Annotated in this window: 19 protein-coding genes; 13 read left to right on the plus strand and 6 right to left on the minus strand. The window is 75.9% G+C overall.

Translation table 11 applies throughout. From position 1 onward, the window contains the following. Positions 1–3: 3 nt before the first annotated feature. A complete protein-coding gene (locus D0Z06_RS18535; protein ID WP_117379028.1) occupies positions 4–1,050 on the minus strand; it encodes a baeRF3 domain-containing protein in 1,047 nt (348 codons plus the stop codon). Continuing rightward, the gene (locus tag D0Z06_RS18540; protein ID WP_117379029.1) at positions 1,047–1,472 is read right to left on the minus strand and encodes a hypothetical protein; all 426 of its coding nucleotides are present in this window, start codon (positions 1,470–1,472) and stop codon (positions 1,047–1,049) included. Before D0Z06_RS18540 ends, D0Z06_RS18535 begins: the two co-directional genes overlap by 4 nt. A gap of 242 nt (positions 1,473–1,714) precedes the next feature. Here D0Z06_RS18540 and D0Z06_RS18545 point away from each other — a divergent pair, with 242 nt between their 5' ends. Continuing rightward, complete coding sequence (locus tag D0Z06_RS18545; RefSeq protein ID WP_199522411.1) at positions 1,715–2,053, plus strand: helix-turn-helix transcriptional regulator; 339 nt, start codon at positions 1,715–1,717, stop codon at positions 2,051–2,053. Between the two features lie 7 nt (positions 2,054–2,060). On the opposite strand, the gene heR is transcribed toward D0Z06_RS18545, so the two are convergent. Then, positions 2,061–2,852, minus strand: coding sequence for a heliorhodopsin HeR (heR, locus tag D0Z06_RS18550; RefSeq protein ID WP_117379030.1), 792 nt, complete (start codon positions 2,850–2,852; stop codon positions 2,061–2,063). Positions 2,853–3,112: 260 nt separating this feature from the next. On the opposite strand from heR, the gene ffh reads away from it, so the two are divergent. Both ffh and D0Z06_RS18560 read left to right on the plus strand, forming a co-directional pair. Then, positions 3,113–4,699 carry a signal recognition particle protein gene (ffh, locus tag D0Z06_RS18555; protein WP_117379031.1) on the plus strand — a complete coding sequence of 529 codons (1,587 nt, stop codon included), beginning with the start codon at positions 3,113–3,115 and terminating at the stop codon, positions 4,697–4,699. Continuing rightward, positions 4,696–5,781: an amidohydrolase family protein gene (locus D0Z06_RS18560; protein ID WP_199522412.1), complete on the plus strand. Its 1,086-nt coding sequence runs from the start codon at positions 4,696–4,698 to the stop codon at positions 5,779–5,781. Before ffh ends, D0Z06_RS18560 begins: the two co-directional genes overlap by 4 nt. 3 nt (positions 5,782–5,784) lie before the next feature. On the opposite strand, the gene D0Z06_RS18565 is transcribed toward D0Z06_RS18560, so the two are convergent. Together D0Z06_RS18565 and D0Z06_RS18570 are read right to left on the minus strand one after the other, a co-directional pair. Next, on the minus strand, positions 5,785–7,029 hold the full coding sequence (locus tag D0Z06_RS18565) for a sensor histidine kinase (protein ID WP_117379032.1): 1,245 nt from the start codon (positions 7,027–7,029) through the stop codon (positions 5,785–5,787). Further along, entirely contained in the window at positions 7,026–7,712 is a 687-nt protein-coding gene (locus D0Z06_RS18570; RefSeq protein WP_117379033.1) for a response regulator transcription factor, read from the minus strand. The genes D0Z06_RS18565 and D0Z06_RS18570 overlap by 4 nt, the downstream gene beginning before the upstream one ends. 134 nt (positions 7,713–7,846) lie before the next feature. Between D0Z06_RS18570 and D0Z06_RS18575 the strand changes: the two genes are divergently transcribed. Together D0Z06_RS18575 and D0Z06_RS18580 are read left to right on the plus strand one after the other, a co-directional pair. Beyond that, positions 7,847–8,527 carry a hypothetical protein gene (locus D0Z06_RS18575; protein WP_117379034.1) on the plus strand — a complete coding sequence of 227 codons (681 nt, stop codon included), beginning with the start codon at positions 7,847–7,849 and terminating at the stop codon, positions 8,525–8,527. A 329-nt stretch (positions 8,528–8,856) separates the two neighbouring features. Then, positions 8,857–10,605, plus strand: a complete 1,749-nt coding sequence (locus D0Z06_RS18580; RefSeq protein ID WP_117379035.1) for a proline--tRNA ligase — start codon at positions 8,857–8,859, stop codon at positions 10,603–10,605. Positions 10,606–10,676: 71 nt separating this feature from the next. Here D0Z06_RS18580 and D0Z06_RS18585 read toward each other — a convergent pair whose 3' ends face one another. Beyond that, a complete protein-coding gene (locus tag D0Z06_RS18585) occupies positions 10,677–11,618 on the minus strand; it encodes a helix-turn-helix domain-containing protein (protein WP_158580030.1) in 942 nt (313 codons plus the stop codon). Positions 11,619–11,805: 187 nt separating this feature from the next. Between D0Z06_RS18585 and D0Z06_RS18590 the strand changes: the two genes are divergently transcribed. The 8 genes from D0Z06_RS18590 to lepB all read left to right on the plus strand — a co-directional run bounded on the left by D0Z06_RS18590 (position 11,806) and on the right by lepB (position 18,142). After that, the gene (locus tag D0Z06_RS18590) at positions 11,806–13,932 is read left to right on the plus strand and encodes a molybdopterin-containing oxidoreductase family protein (protein WP_117379037.1); all 2,127 of its coding nucleotides are present in this window, start codon (positions 11,806–11,808) and stop codon (positions 13,930–13,932) included. 244 nt (positions 13,933–14,176) lie between these two features. After that, entirely contained in the window at positions 14,177–14,611 is a 435-nt protein-coding gene (gene rpsP / locus D0Z06_RS18595; RefSeq protein ID WP_117379038.1) for a 30S ribosomal protein S16, read from the plus strand. 3 nt (positions 14,612–14,614) lie between these two features. After that, positions 14,615–14,851: an RNA-binding protein gene (locus D0Z06_RS18600; RefSeq protein ID WP_117379039.1), complete on the plus strand. Its 237-nt coding sequence runs from the start codon at positions 14,615–14,617 to the stop codon at positions 14,849–14,851. Between the two features lie 12 nt (positions 14,852–14,863). Continuing rightward, positions 14,864–15,409 (plus strand): ribosome maturation factor RimM, encoded by a 546-nt coding sequence (gene rimM, locus D0Z06_RS18605; protein ID WP_117379040.1) that lies wholly within the window; start codon positions 14,864–14,866, stop codon positions 15,407–15,409. Next, complete coding sequence (trmD, locus tag D0Z06_RS18610; protein WP_117379041.1) at positions 15,410–16,141, plus strand: tRNA (guanosine(37)-N1)-methyltransferase TrmD; 732 nt, start codon at positions 15,410–15,412, stop codon at positions 16,139–16,141. It abuts the gene before it with no gap. After that, on the plus strand, positions 16,134–16,634 hold the full coding sequence (locus tag D0Z06_RS18615) for an NUDIX domain-containing protein (protein WP_117379042.1): 501 nt from the start codon (positions 16,134–16,136) through the stop codon (positions 16,632–16,634). Before trmD ends, D0Z06_RS18615 begins: the two co-directional genes overlap by 8 nt. A gap of 144 nt (positions 16,635–16,778) precedes the next feature. Beyond that, complete coding sequence (gene rplS, locus D0Z06_RS18620) at positions 16,779–17,135, plus strand: 50S ribosomal protein L19 (protein WP_117379043.1); 357 nt, start codon at positions 16,779–16,781, stop codon at positions 17,133–17,135. A 65-nt stretch (positions 17,136–17,200) separates the two neighbouring features. Beyond that, positions 17,201–18,142 (plus strand): signal peptidase I, encoded by a 942-nt coding sequence (gene lepB / locus D0Z06_RS18625; protein ID WP_117379044.1) that lies wholly within the window; start codon positions 17,201–17,203, stop codon positions 18,140–18,142. Positions 18,143–18,338 lie beyond the last annotated feature (196 nt).

The following is an 18,338-nucleotide window of genomic DNA, read 5'->3' on the forward strand; positions in this document are numbered from 1 at the left end:
TGTTCACCGCACGGTGAGCGCCACCCGGCCGTGGTCGGCCAGCGCGCCGTCGGTGACGAGGGCGACCCAGCCGCCGCGCAGCAGCACGACCTCGATGACCTCGTCGACGAGGTCGTCCACGACGTCGGGGTGGTCGACGTCGTCGGCCGGGGTGACGAAGTCCCCGTCCGGGCTGAGCCGGGCGGGGAAGACGTAGCCCTCCTCCACCGCGAGCATCTCCGGCCGTTCCCGCCGCGCCGCCAGCCACACCGCCTCGATGCCGTCGACCACCGCGTGCCGCGACCGGCGGCGGTCGAGCAGCGCGAGGGCCTCGTCCTGCCGGGAGAGCAGGTAGGCGTCCAGCACCTCGCGGATCCGCGGTACCAGGTCGGGCAGCGGGGCCCGGGTCAGGCCCCCGGTGACCGTGCCCGCGAGCCGGCCGAGGTTGCGCGACACCCGGCGGAAGCGGGCCAGCGTGCGCTCGGCGCCGACCAGCACGAGAGGCGCCGGGTGCAGCCGCAGGTGGGTGCCCAGGGACTCGTCGATCCGGCGGAGGAAGGCGTCCCGGCCCGTGCCCTCGGCCAGCACGGGGAAGGGTGAGCGGGGCGGGGGGCGCAGGTCCTCGGCCACCCCCTCCAGCAGCCGCGCCTCCCGCTCGGAGAGCAGGAGCACCAGGTGCCGGGGGGTGCGGTGCAGGGCGCGGACCAGGTCGCGGGTGGCGAACGTGGGGTCGACGACGACCCGGTCGGCCACCGGCACGGGGAGCCGGACCACCTCGCGGACCGCGGGGTTGACGAACACCGCGATGCCGTGACCGGTCGGGCCGGCCCGCGCACCGGCGACGGTCTCGGCCAGCGCGTCGGCGAGCTCGGCCCCGGCGCGGCCGTGCCCGGCGAGCCGGGTGGCGGCTCCGGCGGCCAGGCGCCGGAGCGTCGCGGCGTCGGCCTCGGTCATCCGCGGCGCGGGCCGGGTGGTGGCCAGCAGGGAGACGCAGGGGTCGGTCCGCACGGACTGCAGCAGCAGCACCTGCTCGGGGGTGGGCCAGCCGACCCGCCCGGGCGCGGCCGTCACCGGGGCGCGCCCACGACGACGGCGTCGAGCCGGCGCGCCAGCCGGGCGGCCGTGCGCTCGAGGACCCGCCGGCGCCGCCGCCCGGACAGGCCCGGGCAGCGGTGCAGGGCGACGGTCGCGGGCACGCCCGCCGCCGCCAGCGCCTGCCGGACCTCCGCGCGCAGGTCGTGGGCGAGGCGGTCGGAGAGCTCGACCAGCAGGGCCGCGAGCTCGGCGTCGACGGCGGAGGGCGGTCGGGGGAGGACCACGGCGACGTGCAGCGGTGCGCGGCCGCGCCGGGCCGCGGCGAGCGCGGGGCCGAGGTCGGCGGCGACGTCGCTCCGGTCGGTGACGACGGCGAGCAGTCTCCGGGGCCCCGGGCGGGGCGGGGGCGCGCCGCGCTGGGGTGCGGGGGCCGGTGGGGGCGGGCCGAGGACGGTCACGGGGATCTCCCAGCGGTGCGGCGAGGTCTCCCCCGACCCCGGGTGGGGCCGGCCGGGCCCGGGCCGGGGCCGGGACTGACGGGCGGCGGCTGCGCAGGGTGCGCTCGGGTACTCCCCTCGCACGAAGCATCTTACGCGAAATTCGCTGCCATGGACACGCGTCGGCGTGGTGCCGTGCCGCGGTGGCGCCGCGCAGTGGTCGGCGTCCTGGCCCGCGTCCTGGTCCGCGTAGTGTCCTCCCGGTGACCGGGACCTCTCCGGGGTGGACCTTCCTGTCCAACCACGGGCACGTGCTCGTCAGCCTCGCCGCGGACCCCGAGGTCCGCATGCGGGACATCGCGACCCGGGTGGGCATCACCGAGCGGGCGGTGCAGATGATCGTCGGCGACCTGGAGCAGGCGGGCTACGTGGTCCGCGAGCGGGTGGGGCGCCGGAACCACTACACGGTCGTGGACCGGGGGCGGTTCCGGCACCCGCTGGAGCAGCACGTGCGGATCGGGGACTTCCTCGCGCTCGTGCTGCGGGGCGCCGGGGGAGGGGCGTCGGTCAACGGGGCCGAGCGGGCCGGCCGGCGGGCGTGAGCGCCCGTCACCCGGCCAGCGAGCCGGCGAAGACCTGCCAGGCGAGCGCGCTCTTGGCGACCAGGCTGAGCACCAGGTAGGCCTTCTCGCCGTAGGCGTAGCTGCGCCACGGGCCGACCTCGCGGTACTGCAGCCACTGGTTGACCGCGAAGCTCGTGAAGAACGCGAACAGCGACACGAAGATCCCGTAGACGAAACCCGGTATCTGCTCGGCCCCGACGATGTTCGCGGTGATCGCCACCCAGGGCGCCGCCCCCGCGATGCACCCGAACCAGAACGGGAGCATCGTCGTCCCGGCGCGTCCGGGCGGGTTCGCCCGCTCCTGCAGCCAGCCGAACAGGATCATCGCGACGTTGGCGCCGGCGATGCCGATCAGCGCGGCGAGGCCGGTGATGCCGGTGTAGGCGCAGATGAGCAGCACCATGATCGTCGCGCTGAGCGAGTACTCCAGCCAGCGGAACCGGTTGATGCCGCGGCGCAGGTCCTCCTCGTAGCGCCGGCGCAGCACCGTGGCGGTGACCAGGTGGTCCACCGCGGCCAGCCCCAGGAAGACCGCGATCGCCGCGCCCACGCCGACGTCGACGAGCGGCTCCGGCGCCGGCACCGCCGTGCCCGGCGGCCCGGCCGGGAACGACGACGTCACCGTGATCGCGAAGCCGCTGGCCAGCACGAGGACGGCGACGGCCTGCCCGGCGTGCAGCACCGCCAGTGCGAGGTTCCAGCGCCGGAGGCCGGCCAGCCGTGCGTCGTCCACCCCTGTCGCGACCGGGGCGGGGGCGGGGGCGGCGGTGCGGGTCACGGCGTTCTCCTGGAGCGGGGAGGGTCCGGGCCGGTCGGCCCCATGGTGCCCCGCCGCCTGCGCTGCCGGCCCGGCGCTCCGGCGCCTCCGCGGCGCACCTCCGGGTGGAGTGGCCCCTCGTGGTCCCACCCCGGCGGTGCCGCGCTCGATACCCTGGCGGTCAGGAGGCGCGAGGGTCCGGCCCTGACCGGGCCCGTCGCCCGTGTCGCCGATCGGTTCGACCGGCAGGCCGCGCCCGCGAGCTCTGACGAGGACGTGCTGTGTTCGAGACCCTCTCCGACCGCCTGGACACGGTCTTCAGCGGCCTGCGCGGCAAGGGCCGGCTGACCGACGCCGACATCGACGCCACCGCGCGCGAGATCCGCATCGCGCTGCTGGAGGCCGACGTCGCGCTGCCCGTCGTCCGGTCGTTCATCAGCGCCGTCAAGGAGCGGGCGCGCGGGGCCGACGTGTCGCAGGCGCTCAACCCCGCCCAGCAGGTCATCAAGATCGTCAACGAGGAGCTCATCGAGATCCTCGGCGGCGAGACCCGGCGGCTGCGCTACGCCAAGCAGGCGCCGACGGTCATCATGCTGGCCGGTCTGCAGGGGTCCGGTAAGACGACGCTGGCCGGCAAGCTCGGCCGCTGGCTCAAGGCGCAGGGCCACACCCCGCTGCTCGTGGCCTGCGACCTGCAGCGGCCCAACGCGGTCAACCAGCTGTCCATCGTGGCCGGGCAGGCGGGGGTCGCCGTCTACGCCCCCGAGCCCGGCAACGGCATCGGCGACCCCGTCCGGGTCGCGGCCGACTCGCTCGAGCACGCCCGTCGCACGATGCACGACGTCGTCGTCGTCGACACCGCCGGCCGGCTGGGCATCGACGCCGAGCTCATGGCCCAGGCCGCCGGCATCCGCGACGCCGTCCGGCCGGACGAGACGCTGTTCGTCGTCGACGCGATGATCGGCCAGGACGCGGTCACCACCGCGGAGGCCTTCCGGGACGGCGTGGGCTTCAGCGGCGTCGTCCTCACCAAGCTCGACGGCGACGCCCGCGGTGGTGCCGCGCTGTCGGTCCGCTACGTCACCGGCCAGCCGATCATGTTCGCCTCCACCGGCGAGAAGCTGGCCGACTTCGACGTCTTCCACCCCGAGCGGATGGCCTCGCGCATCCTCGGGATGGGCGACGTGCTCACCCTCATCGAGCAGGCCGAGCAGGCCTTCGACGCCGACCAGGCCGAGCGCATGGCCGGCAAGCTCGCCTCCCGCGAGGGCTTCACCCTCGAGGACTTCCTCGAGCAGATGATGGCGATCCGCAAGATGGGGCCGATCGCCAACCTGCTCGGGATGCTGCCCGGCGCCGGGCAGATGAAGGAGCAGCTCAAGCAGGTCGACGACCGCGACCTGGACCGGACGGCGGCCATCATCCGGTCGATGACCCCCGAGGAGCGGGTCAACTCCAAGATCATCAACGCCTCGCGGCGGGTGCGCATCGCCAACGGCTCCGGCGTGACGGTCACCGAGGTCAACCAGCTGCTGGAACGGTTCGCGCAGGCCCAGAAGATGATGGGCCAGATGGCCGGCAGCATGGGCCTGCCCGGGATGGGCCCGATGTCGAAGAAGGCCCGGGGCCGGCAGATGCAGGCCCAGTCGAAGAAGGGCAGGAAGGGCAAGGGCAAGGGCGCCGCCGCGAAGAAGGGCGGCGGGCCCGCCCGCCGGCCCGCCGGCGTGCCCGGCCTGCCCCCCGGCGCCGGCCTGCCCGGCGGCGGGTTCCCCGGCGGGCAGATGCCGTCGCTGCCGCCCGGCCAGGGCCTGCCCGACCTCAGCAAGCTGGACTTCAGCAAGTTCGGGGACGAGCGGCCCGGCCGGTGAGCACCCCGCCGCTGCACCTCTCCGGCGTCGTCCTCCCGGACGGGGAGCACCGCGACCTCTGGGTGCGCGACGGCCGCTTCACCACCGAGCCGGTCCCCGGTGCGGAGACGGTCAGCCGCGGCGGGTGGCTGGTCCCGGGCCTGGTCGACGCGCACTGCCACGTCGGGATCGGCCGCGGCGGGACCCCGGTCGAGGACCTCGCCGGCCTGCGCGAGCAGGCGCTCGCGGAGCGCGCCGCGGGAGTGCTGGCGCTGCGCGACTGCGGTGCGCCGGTGGACACCCGGGCGCTGGACGACGAGCCGGACCTGCCGCAGGTCATCCGGGCGGGCCGGCACCTGGCCGCCCCGAAGCGCTACATCCCCGGCCTGGCCGTCGAGCTCGGGCCCGCGGACCTCGCCGACGAGGTCCGCGTCCAGGCCCGCCGCGGGGACGGCTGGGTGAAGCTGGTCGGCGACTGGATCGACCGCGGCGTGGGGGACCTCGCCCCGGAGTGGCCCGAGGAGGCCGTCGCCGCGGCGATCGCCGCGGCCCACGAGGAAGGCGCCCGCGTCACCGCGCACACGTTCGGCACCGACGCGCTGCCGGCCCTCATCCGGTCGGGCATCGACTGCATCGAGCACGGCACCGGGCTGACCGAGGAGCTGGTCGCCGAGATGGCCGCGCGCGGCACCGCCGTCGTCCCGACGCTGGTCAACGTCGAGCACTTCCCGTCCTTCGCCGCCGCGGGGGAGAAGCGCTTCCCGGCCTACGCCAGCACGATGCGCCGGCTGCACGCCGGGTCGGGGGCCGTCGTCCGCGCCGCGTACGAGGCCGGCGTCCCGGTCTTCGCCGGCACCGACGCGGGGGGCGGGATCGAGCACGGCCGGATCGCCGACGAGGTGCGCGCGCTGCACGAGGCCGGCCTGCCCGCCGAGGCGGCGCTGGCCGCGGCGTCCTGGGGTGCGCGGGCCTGGCTGGGCCTGCCCTGCATCGAGGAGGGTGCGCGGGCCGACGTCGTGGTCTACGACGCCGACCCGCGGGCCGACCTCGCGACCCTGGCCCGCCCCGCCCGGATCGTCCTGCGCGGCCGCGTGGTGGCCTGACCGTCAGGCCGCCGGCGGGCCCAGCTCCAGGGTGACCGCCGTCCCCGCCGGTGACGAGGCCAGCCGCAGCTCCCCGCCGGCGCCCTCGGCGGTGCGGCGGGCGATGTCCAGGCCCAGGCCGGTCGAGCCCCCGCCGCTGTGGCCCCGGACCGGCGCCGCCGCCGGCAGCCCCGGACCGTCGTCGGCCACCTCGACCTCCGCCCCGCCACCGGCCCGGGCCCGGACGGCGACCCGGAGCCCGGCGCCCTCGGGGGTGTGGGCGAAGACGTTGCCGAGCAGGGCGTCCACGGCCGCGCCGAGGTCGGCGGGGGAGACCCGCACGGGCAGCTCCCCGTCGGGCAGGTCCACGGCCACCGGGCGGCCCTCCTCCTCGGCGAGCACCGTCCAGAACCGCACCCGCTCGCCGACCACCGCCACGGCGTCGCACCCGGCCCCCACCCCCTCGCGGACCGTGCGCCGGGCCTCCGAGATCACCTCGTCGATGCCGCGGCGCAGCGCGTCGACGTCGCCGGACAGCCGCTCGCGGTCGGCCGGCGGGAGCGCCTCGACGTCCAGCCGCAGCGCGGTCAGCGGCGTCCGCAGGCGGTGGGCGAGGTCGGCGGCGGTCTCCCGCTCGGCCGCCAGGAGCTCGCCGATGCGACCGGCCAGCCGGTTGAGCGCCGTCCCGACCTCGCGCACCTCCGGCGGGCCGTCCGGTGCCACCCGTGCGTCGAGGTCGCCGCTGCCCAGGAGGTGCGCGGTCGCGGCCAGGTCGGTGACCGGCCGGGTGAGCGACCGGGCCAGCCGGTCGGCGACCACCAGCGCGAGGACGAACAGGACGACACCCAGACCGGCCAGGACCAGCCAGGTGCGGGCGACGCCGGCACGCAGCCGCTCCGCGGGCACGAAGACCTCGACGACGGCGGTGCCCTCGCCCCGCTCGACCGGCTGGAGCAGCTGGACGCCCGTCCCGGTCGCCGTCAGCCGCGGGCTGGCCGGGTCCACGTCGTCGGCGAGGGCGCCCTCGGTGCCCAGCCACGCCCCGTCGGGCCAGCGCACGCCCACACCGGTGAGCCCGACGACCGCGGCGGCGACCTCCTCGCGGTCGTCGAGGCCGACGGTCGGGACGAGGGCCTGCACCCGGGCCTGGGCGGCGTCGAGGGCGCTGGCCTCGGCGACCCGGGTGACGAGCAGGGCCGCCGGCACGAGGAAGGCCAGGAGGACCACCGAGGTGGTGGCCGCCACCAGCAGCGTGATGCGCCGCCTCACGGCTCGGGCCCGGCCAGCCGCACGCCGACCCCGCGCACCGTGTGCAGCAGCCGCGGCTGCGACGCCGACTCGCCCAGCTTGCGGCGCAGCCACGACAGGTGGACGTCGACGGTCCGGTCCGACCCGCCGTAGGGCAGCTGCCACACCTCGCCCAGGAGCTCCCGCTTGGTCACCACGGTGCCGGCGCGGGCGGCGAGGTAGGCGAGCAGGTCGAACTCCTTCGGGGACAGCTCGACCGCGCGCCCGGCCCGGGTGACCCGGCGGCTGCGCGGGTCGACGGTCAGGTCCCCGACGGTCACCGCGGCCGGCCCGCCCTCCGCCCCGGCGGACCGCCGCAGCACCGCTCGGATGCGGGCCTCCAGCTGGCCGGCCGAGAAGGGCTTGACCACGTAGTCGTCGGCCCCCGCGTCCAGGGCCTGCACCATCCCGGCGTCGTCGTCCCGGGCGGTGGCCACGATGACGGGGACGGCGGACACCGCGCGGAGCATGCGCAGCAGCTCCCCGCCGTCGAGGTCGGGCAGGCCGAGGTCCAGGACGACGAGGTCGGGGCGCTCCTCGACCGCCTGGCGCAGACCGGTGAGCGCGGTGCCGGCCGAGGCGACGGCGTGGCCGCGCTCGCGCAGCGCCCGGATCAGGGCGGTGCGGATGCGCTCGTCGTCCTCCACGACCAGGAGCCGGGCCACGGGCGGACGCTAGCGCCGGGCGGGCCGCCCGCGACGCCCCCACCGCGACCCCCTACCCAGGGGGATGAGATCCGCGCCGAGCCTTGGGACCGTCTTGACGTGCCCTTGACCGACCCGGCGACAGAGTCCACGCCATGAAGCGAACCGTTGGTTTCGGAGCCCTCTGGACCGCGTCGGCGGCGGTCGCCGTCGGCCTCGGCCTGCTCGCCGTCGACCTCGTCGACACCGGTGCGTCGGCGGACACCGTGCCGGTCGCGGCCACGGATACCCCGTCGCCGTCCCGCGCGCCGGGCCCGTCGGCCGGGACCTCGACGTCCACCCCGCCGCCCGCCCCCGCACCGGTCCCGTCGTCCTCGGGCGAGCAGGTGACGGTCGCCGGCACGGTCTTCGCCTCCTGCGACGCCGCCGGTGTCCTCTCCCTCGCCAGCGCTCCCGCCCCCGGCTGGTGGCTCGACGACTCGCAGGACCCCGGCGAGGTCGAGTTCGAGAACGGCACCCAGGACCTCGAGGTGAAGGTCTCCTGCGTCGCCGGTGCACCCCGCTTCCTCGTCGAGGGCCCGCGCGCCGACTCCAGCGGCCGCGGCCGCGGCGGGGACGACACCGCGGTCGGCAGCACGGTGGCGCCGGCGCCGTCGAGCGGCACGCCGTCGGCCGGCACGCCGTCCGTCGTCGACGACTCCGACGGGCGGGTCGGTGGCGGGCACGGCTCCGACGACCCGCCCGGTGACGACTCGGCCGGCCGGGTCGACGACTCCGGTGACGACGACGGGGACGACGACCGCGGACGCGGGCGGGGCCGCGGCAGCGACGACTGACCGGCCCACCTCCCGGACCCGCCGCCGGGCTCGGTGACCCCCCGCACCGAGCCCGGCGGCGCCTCTCCGCGCCCGGCCGGGGGCGGGCTCCGCGGCGATGCGGGAGGGCACCTGGCCGCGGTGTGGGCGGGGGGAGCGGGGCCCGGAGGGTCCCCGAGCGGCGCTGGGTGGTGGGCGCTCCGCGGCGCTGCGGGAGGGCACCTGGCCGCGGTGTGGGCGGGGGGAGCGGGGCCCGGAGGGTCCCCGAGCGGCGCTGGGTGGTGGGCGCTCCGCGGCGCTGCGGGAGGGCACCTGGCCGCGGTGTCGGCCGGTAGGCCGACAATGTCGTCGTGCTGCTGCGGATGTCCACCCTGTTCCTGCGCACCCTGCGCGACGACCCGGCCGACGCCGAGGTCCCGAGCCACCGGCTGCTGGTGCGGGCCGGCTACATCCGGCGGGCCGCGCCGGGCGGGTTCACCTGGCTCCCGCTGGGCTACCGGGTCTTCCGCAACGTGGAGCGCGTCGTCCGCGAGGAGATGGACGCGATGGGCGCCCAGGAGGTGCACTTCCCCGCGCTGCTGCCGCGCGAGCCCTACGAGGCCACCGGCCGCTGGACCGAGTACGGCGACAACCTCTTCCGGCTCCAGGACCGCCGCGGGGTCGACCACCTGCTCGGCCCCACCCACGAGGAGATGTTCACGCTCCTGGTGAAGGACCTGTACTCGTCGTACAAGGACCTCCCGCTGTCGCTCTACCAGATCCAGACCAAGTACCGGGACGAGGCGCGGCCGCGGGCCGGCCTGCTCCGCGGCCGCGAGTTCACGATGAAGGACAGCTACTCCTTCGACGTGGACGACGCCGGGCTGGACAAGTCCTACGCCGCCCACCGCGACGCCTACATCCGCATCTTCGACCGCCTCGGCCTGGAGTACGTGATCGTCTCGGCCATGTCCGGCGCGATGGGCGGCTCGAAGAGCGAGGAGTTCCTGCACCCGACCGAGATCGGGGAGGACACCTTCGTCCGCTCGCCCGGCGGCTACGCGGCCAACGTGGAGGCGGTGTCCACCGTCGTCCCGGAGGCGGTCCCGCTCGACGGGCTGCCCGCGGCGCACGTGGAGGACACCCCGGACACCCCCACCATCGGGACGCTGGTGGCCGTCGCGCGGCAGCTGTTCCCCGACGCCGGGTACACGGCGGCGGACACGCTGAAGAACGTCGTCGTCACGCTCGTGCACCCCGACGGCGCCCGGGAGCCGGTCGTCATCGGCATCCCCGGGGACCGCGAGGTCGACGCCAAGCGGCTCGAGGCCCAGGTCGCGCCGGCCGAGGTGGCGCCGTTCGAGGACTTCGCGGAGCACCCGGTGCTGGTCAAGGGCTACATCGGCCCGCAGGTGCTCGGCGAGGGCAGCGCGTCGGGGATCCGGTACCTGGTCGACCCGCGCGTGGTGCCGGGCACCCGGTGGGTGACCGGGGCGAACGAGCCCGGCAAGCACGTGTTCGACCTGGTGGCCGGGCGCGACTTCACCTGGGACGGCGTCGTCGAGGCCGCCGAGGTGCTCCCCGGCGACCCCGCCCCCGACGGGTCCGGCGCCCTCGAGCTGGCCCGCGGCGTGGAGATCGGCCACATCTTCCAGCTGGGCCGCAAGTACGCCGAGGCGCTCGAGCTCAAGGTGCTCGACGAGAACGGCAAGCTCGTCACGGTCACCATGGGCTCCTACGGCATCGGCGTCTCCCGCGCCGTGGCGGCCATCGCCGAGTCGACGCACGACGAGCTGGGCCTGTGCTGGCCGCGGGAGATCGCGCCGGCCGACGTGCACGTCGTGGCCACCGGCAAGGACGCCGCGGTCTTCACCGCCGCCGAGCAGCTGGCCGGCGAGCTGGTCGCCGCCGGCGTGACGGTCCTCTACGACGACCGCCCCAAGGTCTCGCCCGGGGTCAAGTTCAAGGACGCCGAGCTGCTCGGGATGCCGACGATCGTGACGGTCGGGCGCGGTCTGGCCGAGGGCGTGGTGGAGCTGCGCGACCGGGTGACGGGGGAGCGCGAGGAGGTCCCGCTGGAGGACGCCGCCGCCCGGGTGCTCACCGCCGTGAAGGGCTGAGCGGCGACCTCCTCCCGGTCGCGTCCAGAGGCTCGCGCCGAGCCTGCGAGGCGTGAGGGGGCCGGGGTCCTTCACCAGCCGCCCGCGGTCAGCCCCCGGTAGCGGGACGGCGTCATCCCGTAGGCCGCCCGGAAGGCGCGGCCGAACACCGTCGGGTCGGGGAAGCCGCAGCGGCGGGCGACCGCGGACACGGGCAGGTCGCGGGCACCCCTGCCGGCCAGCTCCTCCCGGGCCCGCTCCAGCCGGCGGTGCCGCACGTAACGGGACACGGTCTCCTGCTGCCCGGCGAACAGCCGGTGCAGCTGGCGGACGGAGACGAAGTGGGCCGCCGCGATCGCCGCCGGGTCGAGGTCGGGATCGGCCAGGTGCTCCTCGACGTAGGCCCGGACGGCGGTGAGCAGGGCCGCCTCGCCGCGCGACGGGCCGGTGACCGGCCGGGCGGCCGGCCCGGCAGCGGTGGTGACCAGGTCGAGCAGCTCGGCGGCGAGCCGGTCGCCGGGGTCACCGCCGACGACGTCCTCGCTGCGCAGCAGGTCGGTCATCATCCGGCTCAGCACGCCGGTGAGGCCGGTCGAGCCGTCCATGCGGCGGGCGGTCAGCGCGGGCGCCGTCGCCGCGGGCCGGCTCCAGGTGAGGACCAGCAGCGACCACTCCGGCCCCGGGCCGCCGGAGAGCTCCCAGGTGAACGGGCGGGCGGTCTCGTAGAGCACGTAGTCCCCGGGGCCCAGCCGGCACTCCCGGCCGTCCTGCCGCACCCGCGCGACCCCGCGCTCGACGAGCCCGACCTGCACGTAGCTGCGCTCGTCGGCCCGGGCCAGCCCCGGGGTGCGCACCGCGTGCTGGTCCACCGACCGCACCGAGGACAGCTGCAGCGAGCCGACGGCCCGGCTGCGCACCTCGCCGGCGAGCGGGCCGTCGGTGGCGGGGTGCACGTCGAGGTCGACGAAGTGCTCGCCCAGGAGGTCCTGCCACGGCCGGACCCCGGTGCAGCGGGTGCTCGGCGGTGTCGGCATGGGGCCTCGCTGGGGTGGGCCGCGCGTCGCGTTCCGGGACGTCGGTCCCGAGCGTGCCACGGGCGGGGCCGCCGCGGGAAGTCGCCGGTCGTCGAGGGCGCGGCGCGCACCGTCGACCCGCCTCCCGGCGCGGGGTCCACGCTCGCGGAACCGCGCCGAGCCGCCGGCGCCGGGGAGGAGGGCGACCATGTCGGTGACCGACCTGCCGATGCCGGGGACGACCACGGTGCACGGCGCCTGCCCGCTGGACTGCCCGGACACCTGCGCGCTGGAGGTGACCGTCGAGGACGGGCGGGTCACCCGGGTCCGCGGGGACCGCACGCACCCTTACACCCGCGGCGGGCTGTGCGTGAAGATGAACGACTACGACCGCACGGTCAACAGCGAGGAGCGGGTCCTGCACCCGCTGCGGCGCACCGGCCCCAAGGGCAGCGGGCGCTTCGCGCGGATCTCCTGGGACGAGGCGCTGGACGAGATCGCCGACCGGTTCCGGGAGATCGCCGGCACCTCCGGCCCCAAGGCGATCATGCCGGTGAGCTACCTGGGCACCCAGGGCATCCTCAACGGGCTCAACGTCGGCGACGCGTTCTTCAACCGGCTGGGCGCCACGATCAGCGAGCGCACCTACTGCGACTCCGGCTCCTGCACCGCCTACGCGATGACGGTCGGCGCGACCGCCGGCGTCGACCCGGAGTCCTTCGTGCACGCCCGCTACATCGTCATCTGGGCCAACAACATGCTCAGCACCAACCTGCACCTGTGGCCGTTCGTCGCCGAGGCGCAGCGGCGCGGGGCGAAGGTCGTCGTCATCGACCCGGTCCGGCACCGGACGGCGCAGCACGCCGACTGGTACATCCCCATCCGCCCCGGCACCGACGGCGCGCTGGCGCTGGCGATGATGCACGTGATCATCGGCGAGGGGCTGACCGACGCGGACTACGTCGCCCGGTACACCGTCGGCTTCGACGAGCTGGCCGAGCGGGTGGAGACCTACACCCCGGAGTGGGCGAGCGGGGAGACCGGCATCCCCGCCGAGGACATCCGGACGCTGGCCCGCGAGTACGCCGCCGCCGACCCGTCGGTCATCCGCATCGGGGTGGCCATCGAGCGGCACGCCGGCGGCGGGCAGACCGTGCGGGCCATCTCCTGCCTGCCCGCGCTGACCGGCGCCTGGCGGAAGCCCGGCGGCGGCCTGCTGCAGCTGCCCCTGTGGGCCTTCCCGGTCAACTGGCCGGCGTTCCTCGGCGCGGAGTTCATCCGCCCCGGCACCCGCGTGGTCAACCAGTTCCTGCTCGGCCGGGCGCTGACCGGTGAGCTGGGTCTCGATCCGCCGATCCGCGGGCTGGTGGTCTACAACAGCAACCCGCTGGTGGTGTGCCCCGAGCAGGACAAGATGGTCGCCGGGCTGTCGCGCGAGGACCTGTTCACCGTCGTCAGCGAGCACTTCCTCACCGACACCGCGGACTTCGCCGACATCGTGCTGCCGGCCACCACCCAGGTCGAGCAGCGCGACGTGATGTTCTCGTGGGGCCACCTGTACGTGACCGTGAACGAGCCGGCGGTCCCGCCGATGGGCGAGGCGGTGCCCAACACCGAGCTGTTCCGCCGGCTGGCCGCCCGGATGGGCTTCACCGAGCCGGTGTTCACCCGCACCGACGAGCAGATGGTCGCCGAGGCGTTCGACTGGTCCTCCCCGGTCATGGCGGGCATCACGCCGGAGAGCCTGGCCCGCGACGGCTGGGCCCGGCTGCGGCTGCCCGGCCCCGACGAGTACGCCCCCCACGCCGAGGGCCGCTTCCCGACGCCGTCCGGGAAGGTGGAGTTCGTCTCCTCGGCGGCCGCCGGCGGCAACTTCGTCCTGCCGCTGTTCCGGCAGGGCAGCAACGAGCACCAGCCGGGCGACCCGGTGGACCCGCTGCCGCACTACGTGCCGCCGCGCGAACGACCCGACGGGCGCCACCCGCTCACCCTGCTGTCGCCGAAGTCGCACGCCTACCTCAACTCCAGCTTCGCCGACCGGCCGGGCCAGCAGCGGGTGCAGGGCGATCCCGCCCTGCACATGCACCCCGAGGACGCCTCCGCGCGCGGGCTCGCCGACGGCGCGGAGGTGCGCGTGGTCAACGACCGGGGCCGCTTCGCCGCCCGGCTGCACGTGACGGCGGACGTCGCGCCGGGCGTCGTGGTCTCGCCCATGGGCGCCTGGCGCAAGCACTCGCGGGGCGCGACGGTCAACGCGCTGAGCCCCTCGGTCTTCGCCGACCTGGGCAACGCGCCGACCTTCTCGGACAACCTCGTCGAGGTCGAGCCGGCCTGAGAAAGGGCCCCTCTGCCCCCCACCGCTCGCGGGCTCGCGGCGGGCCCCTGCAGAGGGGCCGCCCGTCCGCCACCCACGGCCGGGAGGCCGGGGCCCGCCGTCTGGCATGATGGACGGTCGAGCACGGCGGTGGGCGGCCCTCTCACCGTTGCCGGCCGTGTCCAGCCGCACCGCCCCCGGCGTACCCCCACGCGCCGCCCGGGGCGCTGCACACGACCTGCGTTCGAGGAGAACACCGCACACCGTGGCCACCAAGATCAAGCTCATGCGCCTGGGCAAGATGCGCGCCCCGTACTACCGGATCGTCGTCGCCGACGCCCGCACCAAGCGGGACGGCCGCGCCATCGAGACGATCGGCAAGTACCACCCGAAGGAGGAGCCCTCCTTCATCGAGGTCGACAGCGAGCGCGCCCAGTACTGGCTGGGTGTCGGCGCGCAGCCGACCGAGGCCGTCGCGGCCATCCTCCGCGTCACCGGTGACTGGCAGAAGTTCAAGGGCGAGCCGGCCCCGCCGCCCATGAAGGTCGCGGCGCCCAAGCCCGACCGCAAGGCCATCTACGAGGAGGCCGTGCGCAACGCCGGTGCCGAGGAGCCCGCCGGCGGCGCCACCACCCCGCGCAAGAAGGCCGCCCCCAAGGCCGACGACGCGGCCGCGCCGGCCGAGACGCCCGCCGAGTAAGACGTGCTCGAAGAGGCGCTCGAGCACCTGGTCAAGGGCATCGTCGACCACCCCGAGGACGTCACCGTCGACCTGGTCGGCGGCCGCCGGGGCAAGACGCTCGAGGTCCGGGTGCACCCCGACGACCTGGGCAAGGTCATCGGCCGCGGCGGGCGCACCGCCAAGGCCCTGCGCACGGTGATGACCGGGGTCGGTGGCCGGGGCCTGCGGGTCGACGTCGTCGACACCGACGGGCGCTGAGCCGCCGCCTCCGTGCAGCCCAGCACCACCCCACCCGACACCGTGGTGGTCGGCCGGATCGGCCGGCCCCACGGTGTCCGCGGTGAGGTGACCGTCGAGGTCCGCACCGACGACCCGGACCTCCGCTTCGCCCCCGGCGCCGCGCTCCTCACCGAGCCCGCCGGGCGCGGGCCGCTCACCGTGACCGGGAGCCGCTGGCACCGCGAGGTGCTCCTGCTGTCCGTCGAGGGCCCCGGCGGCCGGCCGGTCGACAGCCGCGAGGCCGCCGAGGAGCTGCGCGACACCCTCCTGCACGTCCCGGTCGCCGAGCTGCCGCCGCTCGAGGACCCGGACGCCTACTACGACCACCAGCTGGTCGGGCTCACCGCCCGGCTGCCCGACGGCACCGAGCTCGGCGAGGTGGTCGCCGTCCGCCACGAGGGCGCCGACCTGCTCGTCGTCCGCCGGGTCGACGGCGGGGAGCTGCTGGTGCCGTTCGTCACCGCCATCGTGCCGACCGTGGACCTCCCCGGCGGGGCGCTGGTCGTCGACCCGCCCGAGGGGCTGCTGGACCTCTAGATGCGCATCGACGTCGTCACGATCTTCCCCGAGTACCTCGCCCCGCTGCGCCAGTCGCTGCTGGGCAGGGCGGCCGAGCGCGGCCTGGTCAGCATCGGGGTGCACGACCTGCGGCAGTGGACCGACGACGTGCACCGCACCGTCGACGACGCCCCCTACGGCGGCGGCCCGGGCATGGTGATGCGCCCGGAGCCGTGGGGGCGGGCCCTCGACGCCGTCCGGCCGCCGGGCACCCGCCTGGTCGTGCCCACGCCGGCCGGGGAGCTGTTCACCCAGGCCACGGCCGCGGCGTGGGCCGCCGAGCCGGGGCTGGTCTTCGCCTGCGGGCGCTACGAGGGCATCGACCAGCGGGTGGCCGACTGGGCCCGCGACGCCGGCCCGGTGTCGGAGGTCTCGATCGGCGACTACGTGCTGGCCGGGGGGGAGTCCGCGGTGCTGGTCATGGTGGAGGCGGTCACCCGCCTGCTCCCCGGGGTGGTGGGCAACCGGGAGTCGGTGGAGTTCGACTCGCACGCCGACGGCCTGCTGGAGGGCCCGGCCTACACCCGGCCGGCGTCCTGGCGCGGGCACGACGTCCCCGCGGTGCTGCTCTCCGGCGACCACGCCGCCATCGCCCGCTGGCGGCGCACCGAGTCGCTGCGGCGGACGGCGACCCGCCGTCCCGACCTGATGGGCGCCCTCGACGAGGCCGCCCTCTCGCCGGCCGACCGGGCCGCGCTCGACGGTGCCTGACCGGCCGTGGGTCCGGCCGACCGCCCGGGTGGTCGTCCTGGACCCGGCCGGGCGGGTGCTGCTGCTCGGTGCGCGGCTCACCGACCCGGCGGTCCCACCGGGGGAGGTGCTGTTCTGGTACACCCCGGGCGGCGGTGTCGAGGACGGCGAGGGCGTCCGGGACGCCGCCGCCCGGGAGCTCGCCGAGGAGGTCGGCCTGGTCGTCGCCCCGGAGGCGCTGGAGGGCCCGGTGTGGCTGCGCCGGCACGTCGGGCCGTTCGCCGGCCGGCAGATCGACTCGCGGGAGACCTTCTTCGTCCTGCGGGACGTCGTGCACGAGGTCGACCCCGGGGGGCGCACGGAGCTCGAGGTCCTCGGCGACGAGCCGCACCGCTGGTGGAGCGCGGCGGAGATCGCCGAGGCCGCGGTCGCCTTCGCCCCGGCCGAGCTCGCCCGGTTGCTCCCGGAGCTGCTCGCCGGCCCCTGGACGGAGCCGCCGCGCTTCGTCGGCTGAGGATGTGGCACAGTAGAGAGCTGCTGCGGACCGTCGGCACCCTCGACGTCAGCTCCTCCCGGAGCCCAGCCCCCCGGAACCACAGGCCGGGGCAGGCCGCTGTCCGCACCGAGACACCGCCACCGCTAGGACAGGACTGCCGCGATGAACACCCTGGACGCACTCGACGCCGACTCGCTGCGCGACGACATCCCCGAGTTCCGCCCGGGTGACACCGTGAAGGTCCACGTGCGCGTCATCGAGGGCAACCGCTCGCGCATCCAGGTCTTCCAGGGCGTGATCATCCGCCGCCAGGGCGGCGGCATCCGCGAGACCTTCACCGTGCGCAAGGTCAGCTTCGGCGTGGGTGTCGAGCGCACCTTCCCGGTGCACACCCCGGTCGTGGAGAAGATCGAGGTGGTGACCCGCGGTGACGTCCGCCGGGCCAAGCTGTACTACCTCCGCGAGCTGCGCGGCAAGGCCGCCAAGATCAAGGAGAAGCGCGAGACCGTCGCGCGCTGACGTCCCGGGCCGCCGCAGCGCGGCCCGTCCGCGGCGGGTCCCCCGCGGCCGTACCCTGGCTCTCGATGACCAGTGACCGGCCCGGGAGGCCCGCCGACGTCGTTCCGGAGCCCGAGGAGCCCGGTGCCGGCACCGGGCAGGGGCCGGCGGCCGCCGGCTCGCGGCGCCGGGCGCAGGACCCGAAGAAGGGCTCCCTGCTCCGCGAGCTGCCGGTGCTGCTGCTCGTGGCCTTCGTCCTCGCCCTCCTGGTGAAGACCTTCCTCGTGCAGGCCTTCTTCATCCCCTCCGGGTCGATGGAGCAGACGCTGCACGGCTGCCCCGGCTGCACGGGGGACCGGGTGCTGGTCAACAAGGTCCCGTACTGGTTCGGCGAGCCCGAGCCCGGCGACATCGTGGTCTTCGAGGGCCCCGACACCTGGTCGCCCGAGGTGACGGTGAGCGAGCCGGGCAACTGGTTCTCCGGCGCCGCCCTGTGGCTGGGGCGGGCGATCGGCGTCGCCCCGCCCAGCGAGGACGACTACATCAAGCGCGTCATCGCCGTCGGCGGGCAGACCGTCGAGTGCTGCGACGAGCAGGGCCGGGTCACCGTGGACGGCGAGCCGCTCGACGAGCCCTACCTCTTCGAGAACACCCCGCCGGAGTCGCGGGCCTTCGGCCCGGTCACCGTGCCGGAGGGCCGGCTGTGGGTGATGGGGGACCACCGCTCGGCCTCGGCGGACTCCAAGGCGCACATCGGCGACCGGTACTCCGGGACGATCGCGGTGGACGACGTCATCGGCAAGGCCGCGCTCATCGTCTGGCCGCTCGACCGGCTCGACGTCCTGGACTCCCCGGACATCCAGGGCACGGAGGCGCAGGGCCTGCAGCCCGCGGGCGCGGGGACCGCGACGCCGGGCGGCGGGGCCGCCGCGCTGGCCGCCCCCTACGCCCTCGGCCTCGCCGGCGCCCTGCCGCTGCGCGCCTGGCGTCGCCGGCGCGCCCGCCGCGGCAGGCATCGACCCGGCTGAGACCGAGCCGGCGGCCGACGGCCCGCACCCCGGACCCGGGGTGCGGGCCGTCGTCGTCCCGGCGGGGGACGGTACGCGTCGCCATGTCGACAGAAATGGCAACTGTCGTCGAGAAGCGTTACGGATGTGACCCGGTGCCATTCTGAACTGGATTTCCAGGCGCCGCGAGAAAATGTCGGAAAAGCGTTCAAGCAAC

It is taken from the genome of Geodermatophilus marinus (assembly GCF_003428645.1).
GTDB lineage: Bacteria > Actinomycetota > Actinomycetes > Mycobacteriales > Geodermatophilaceae > Geodermatophilus.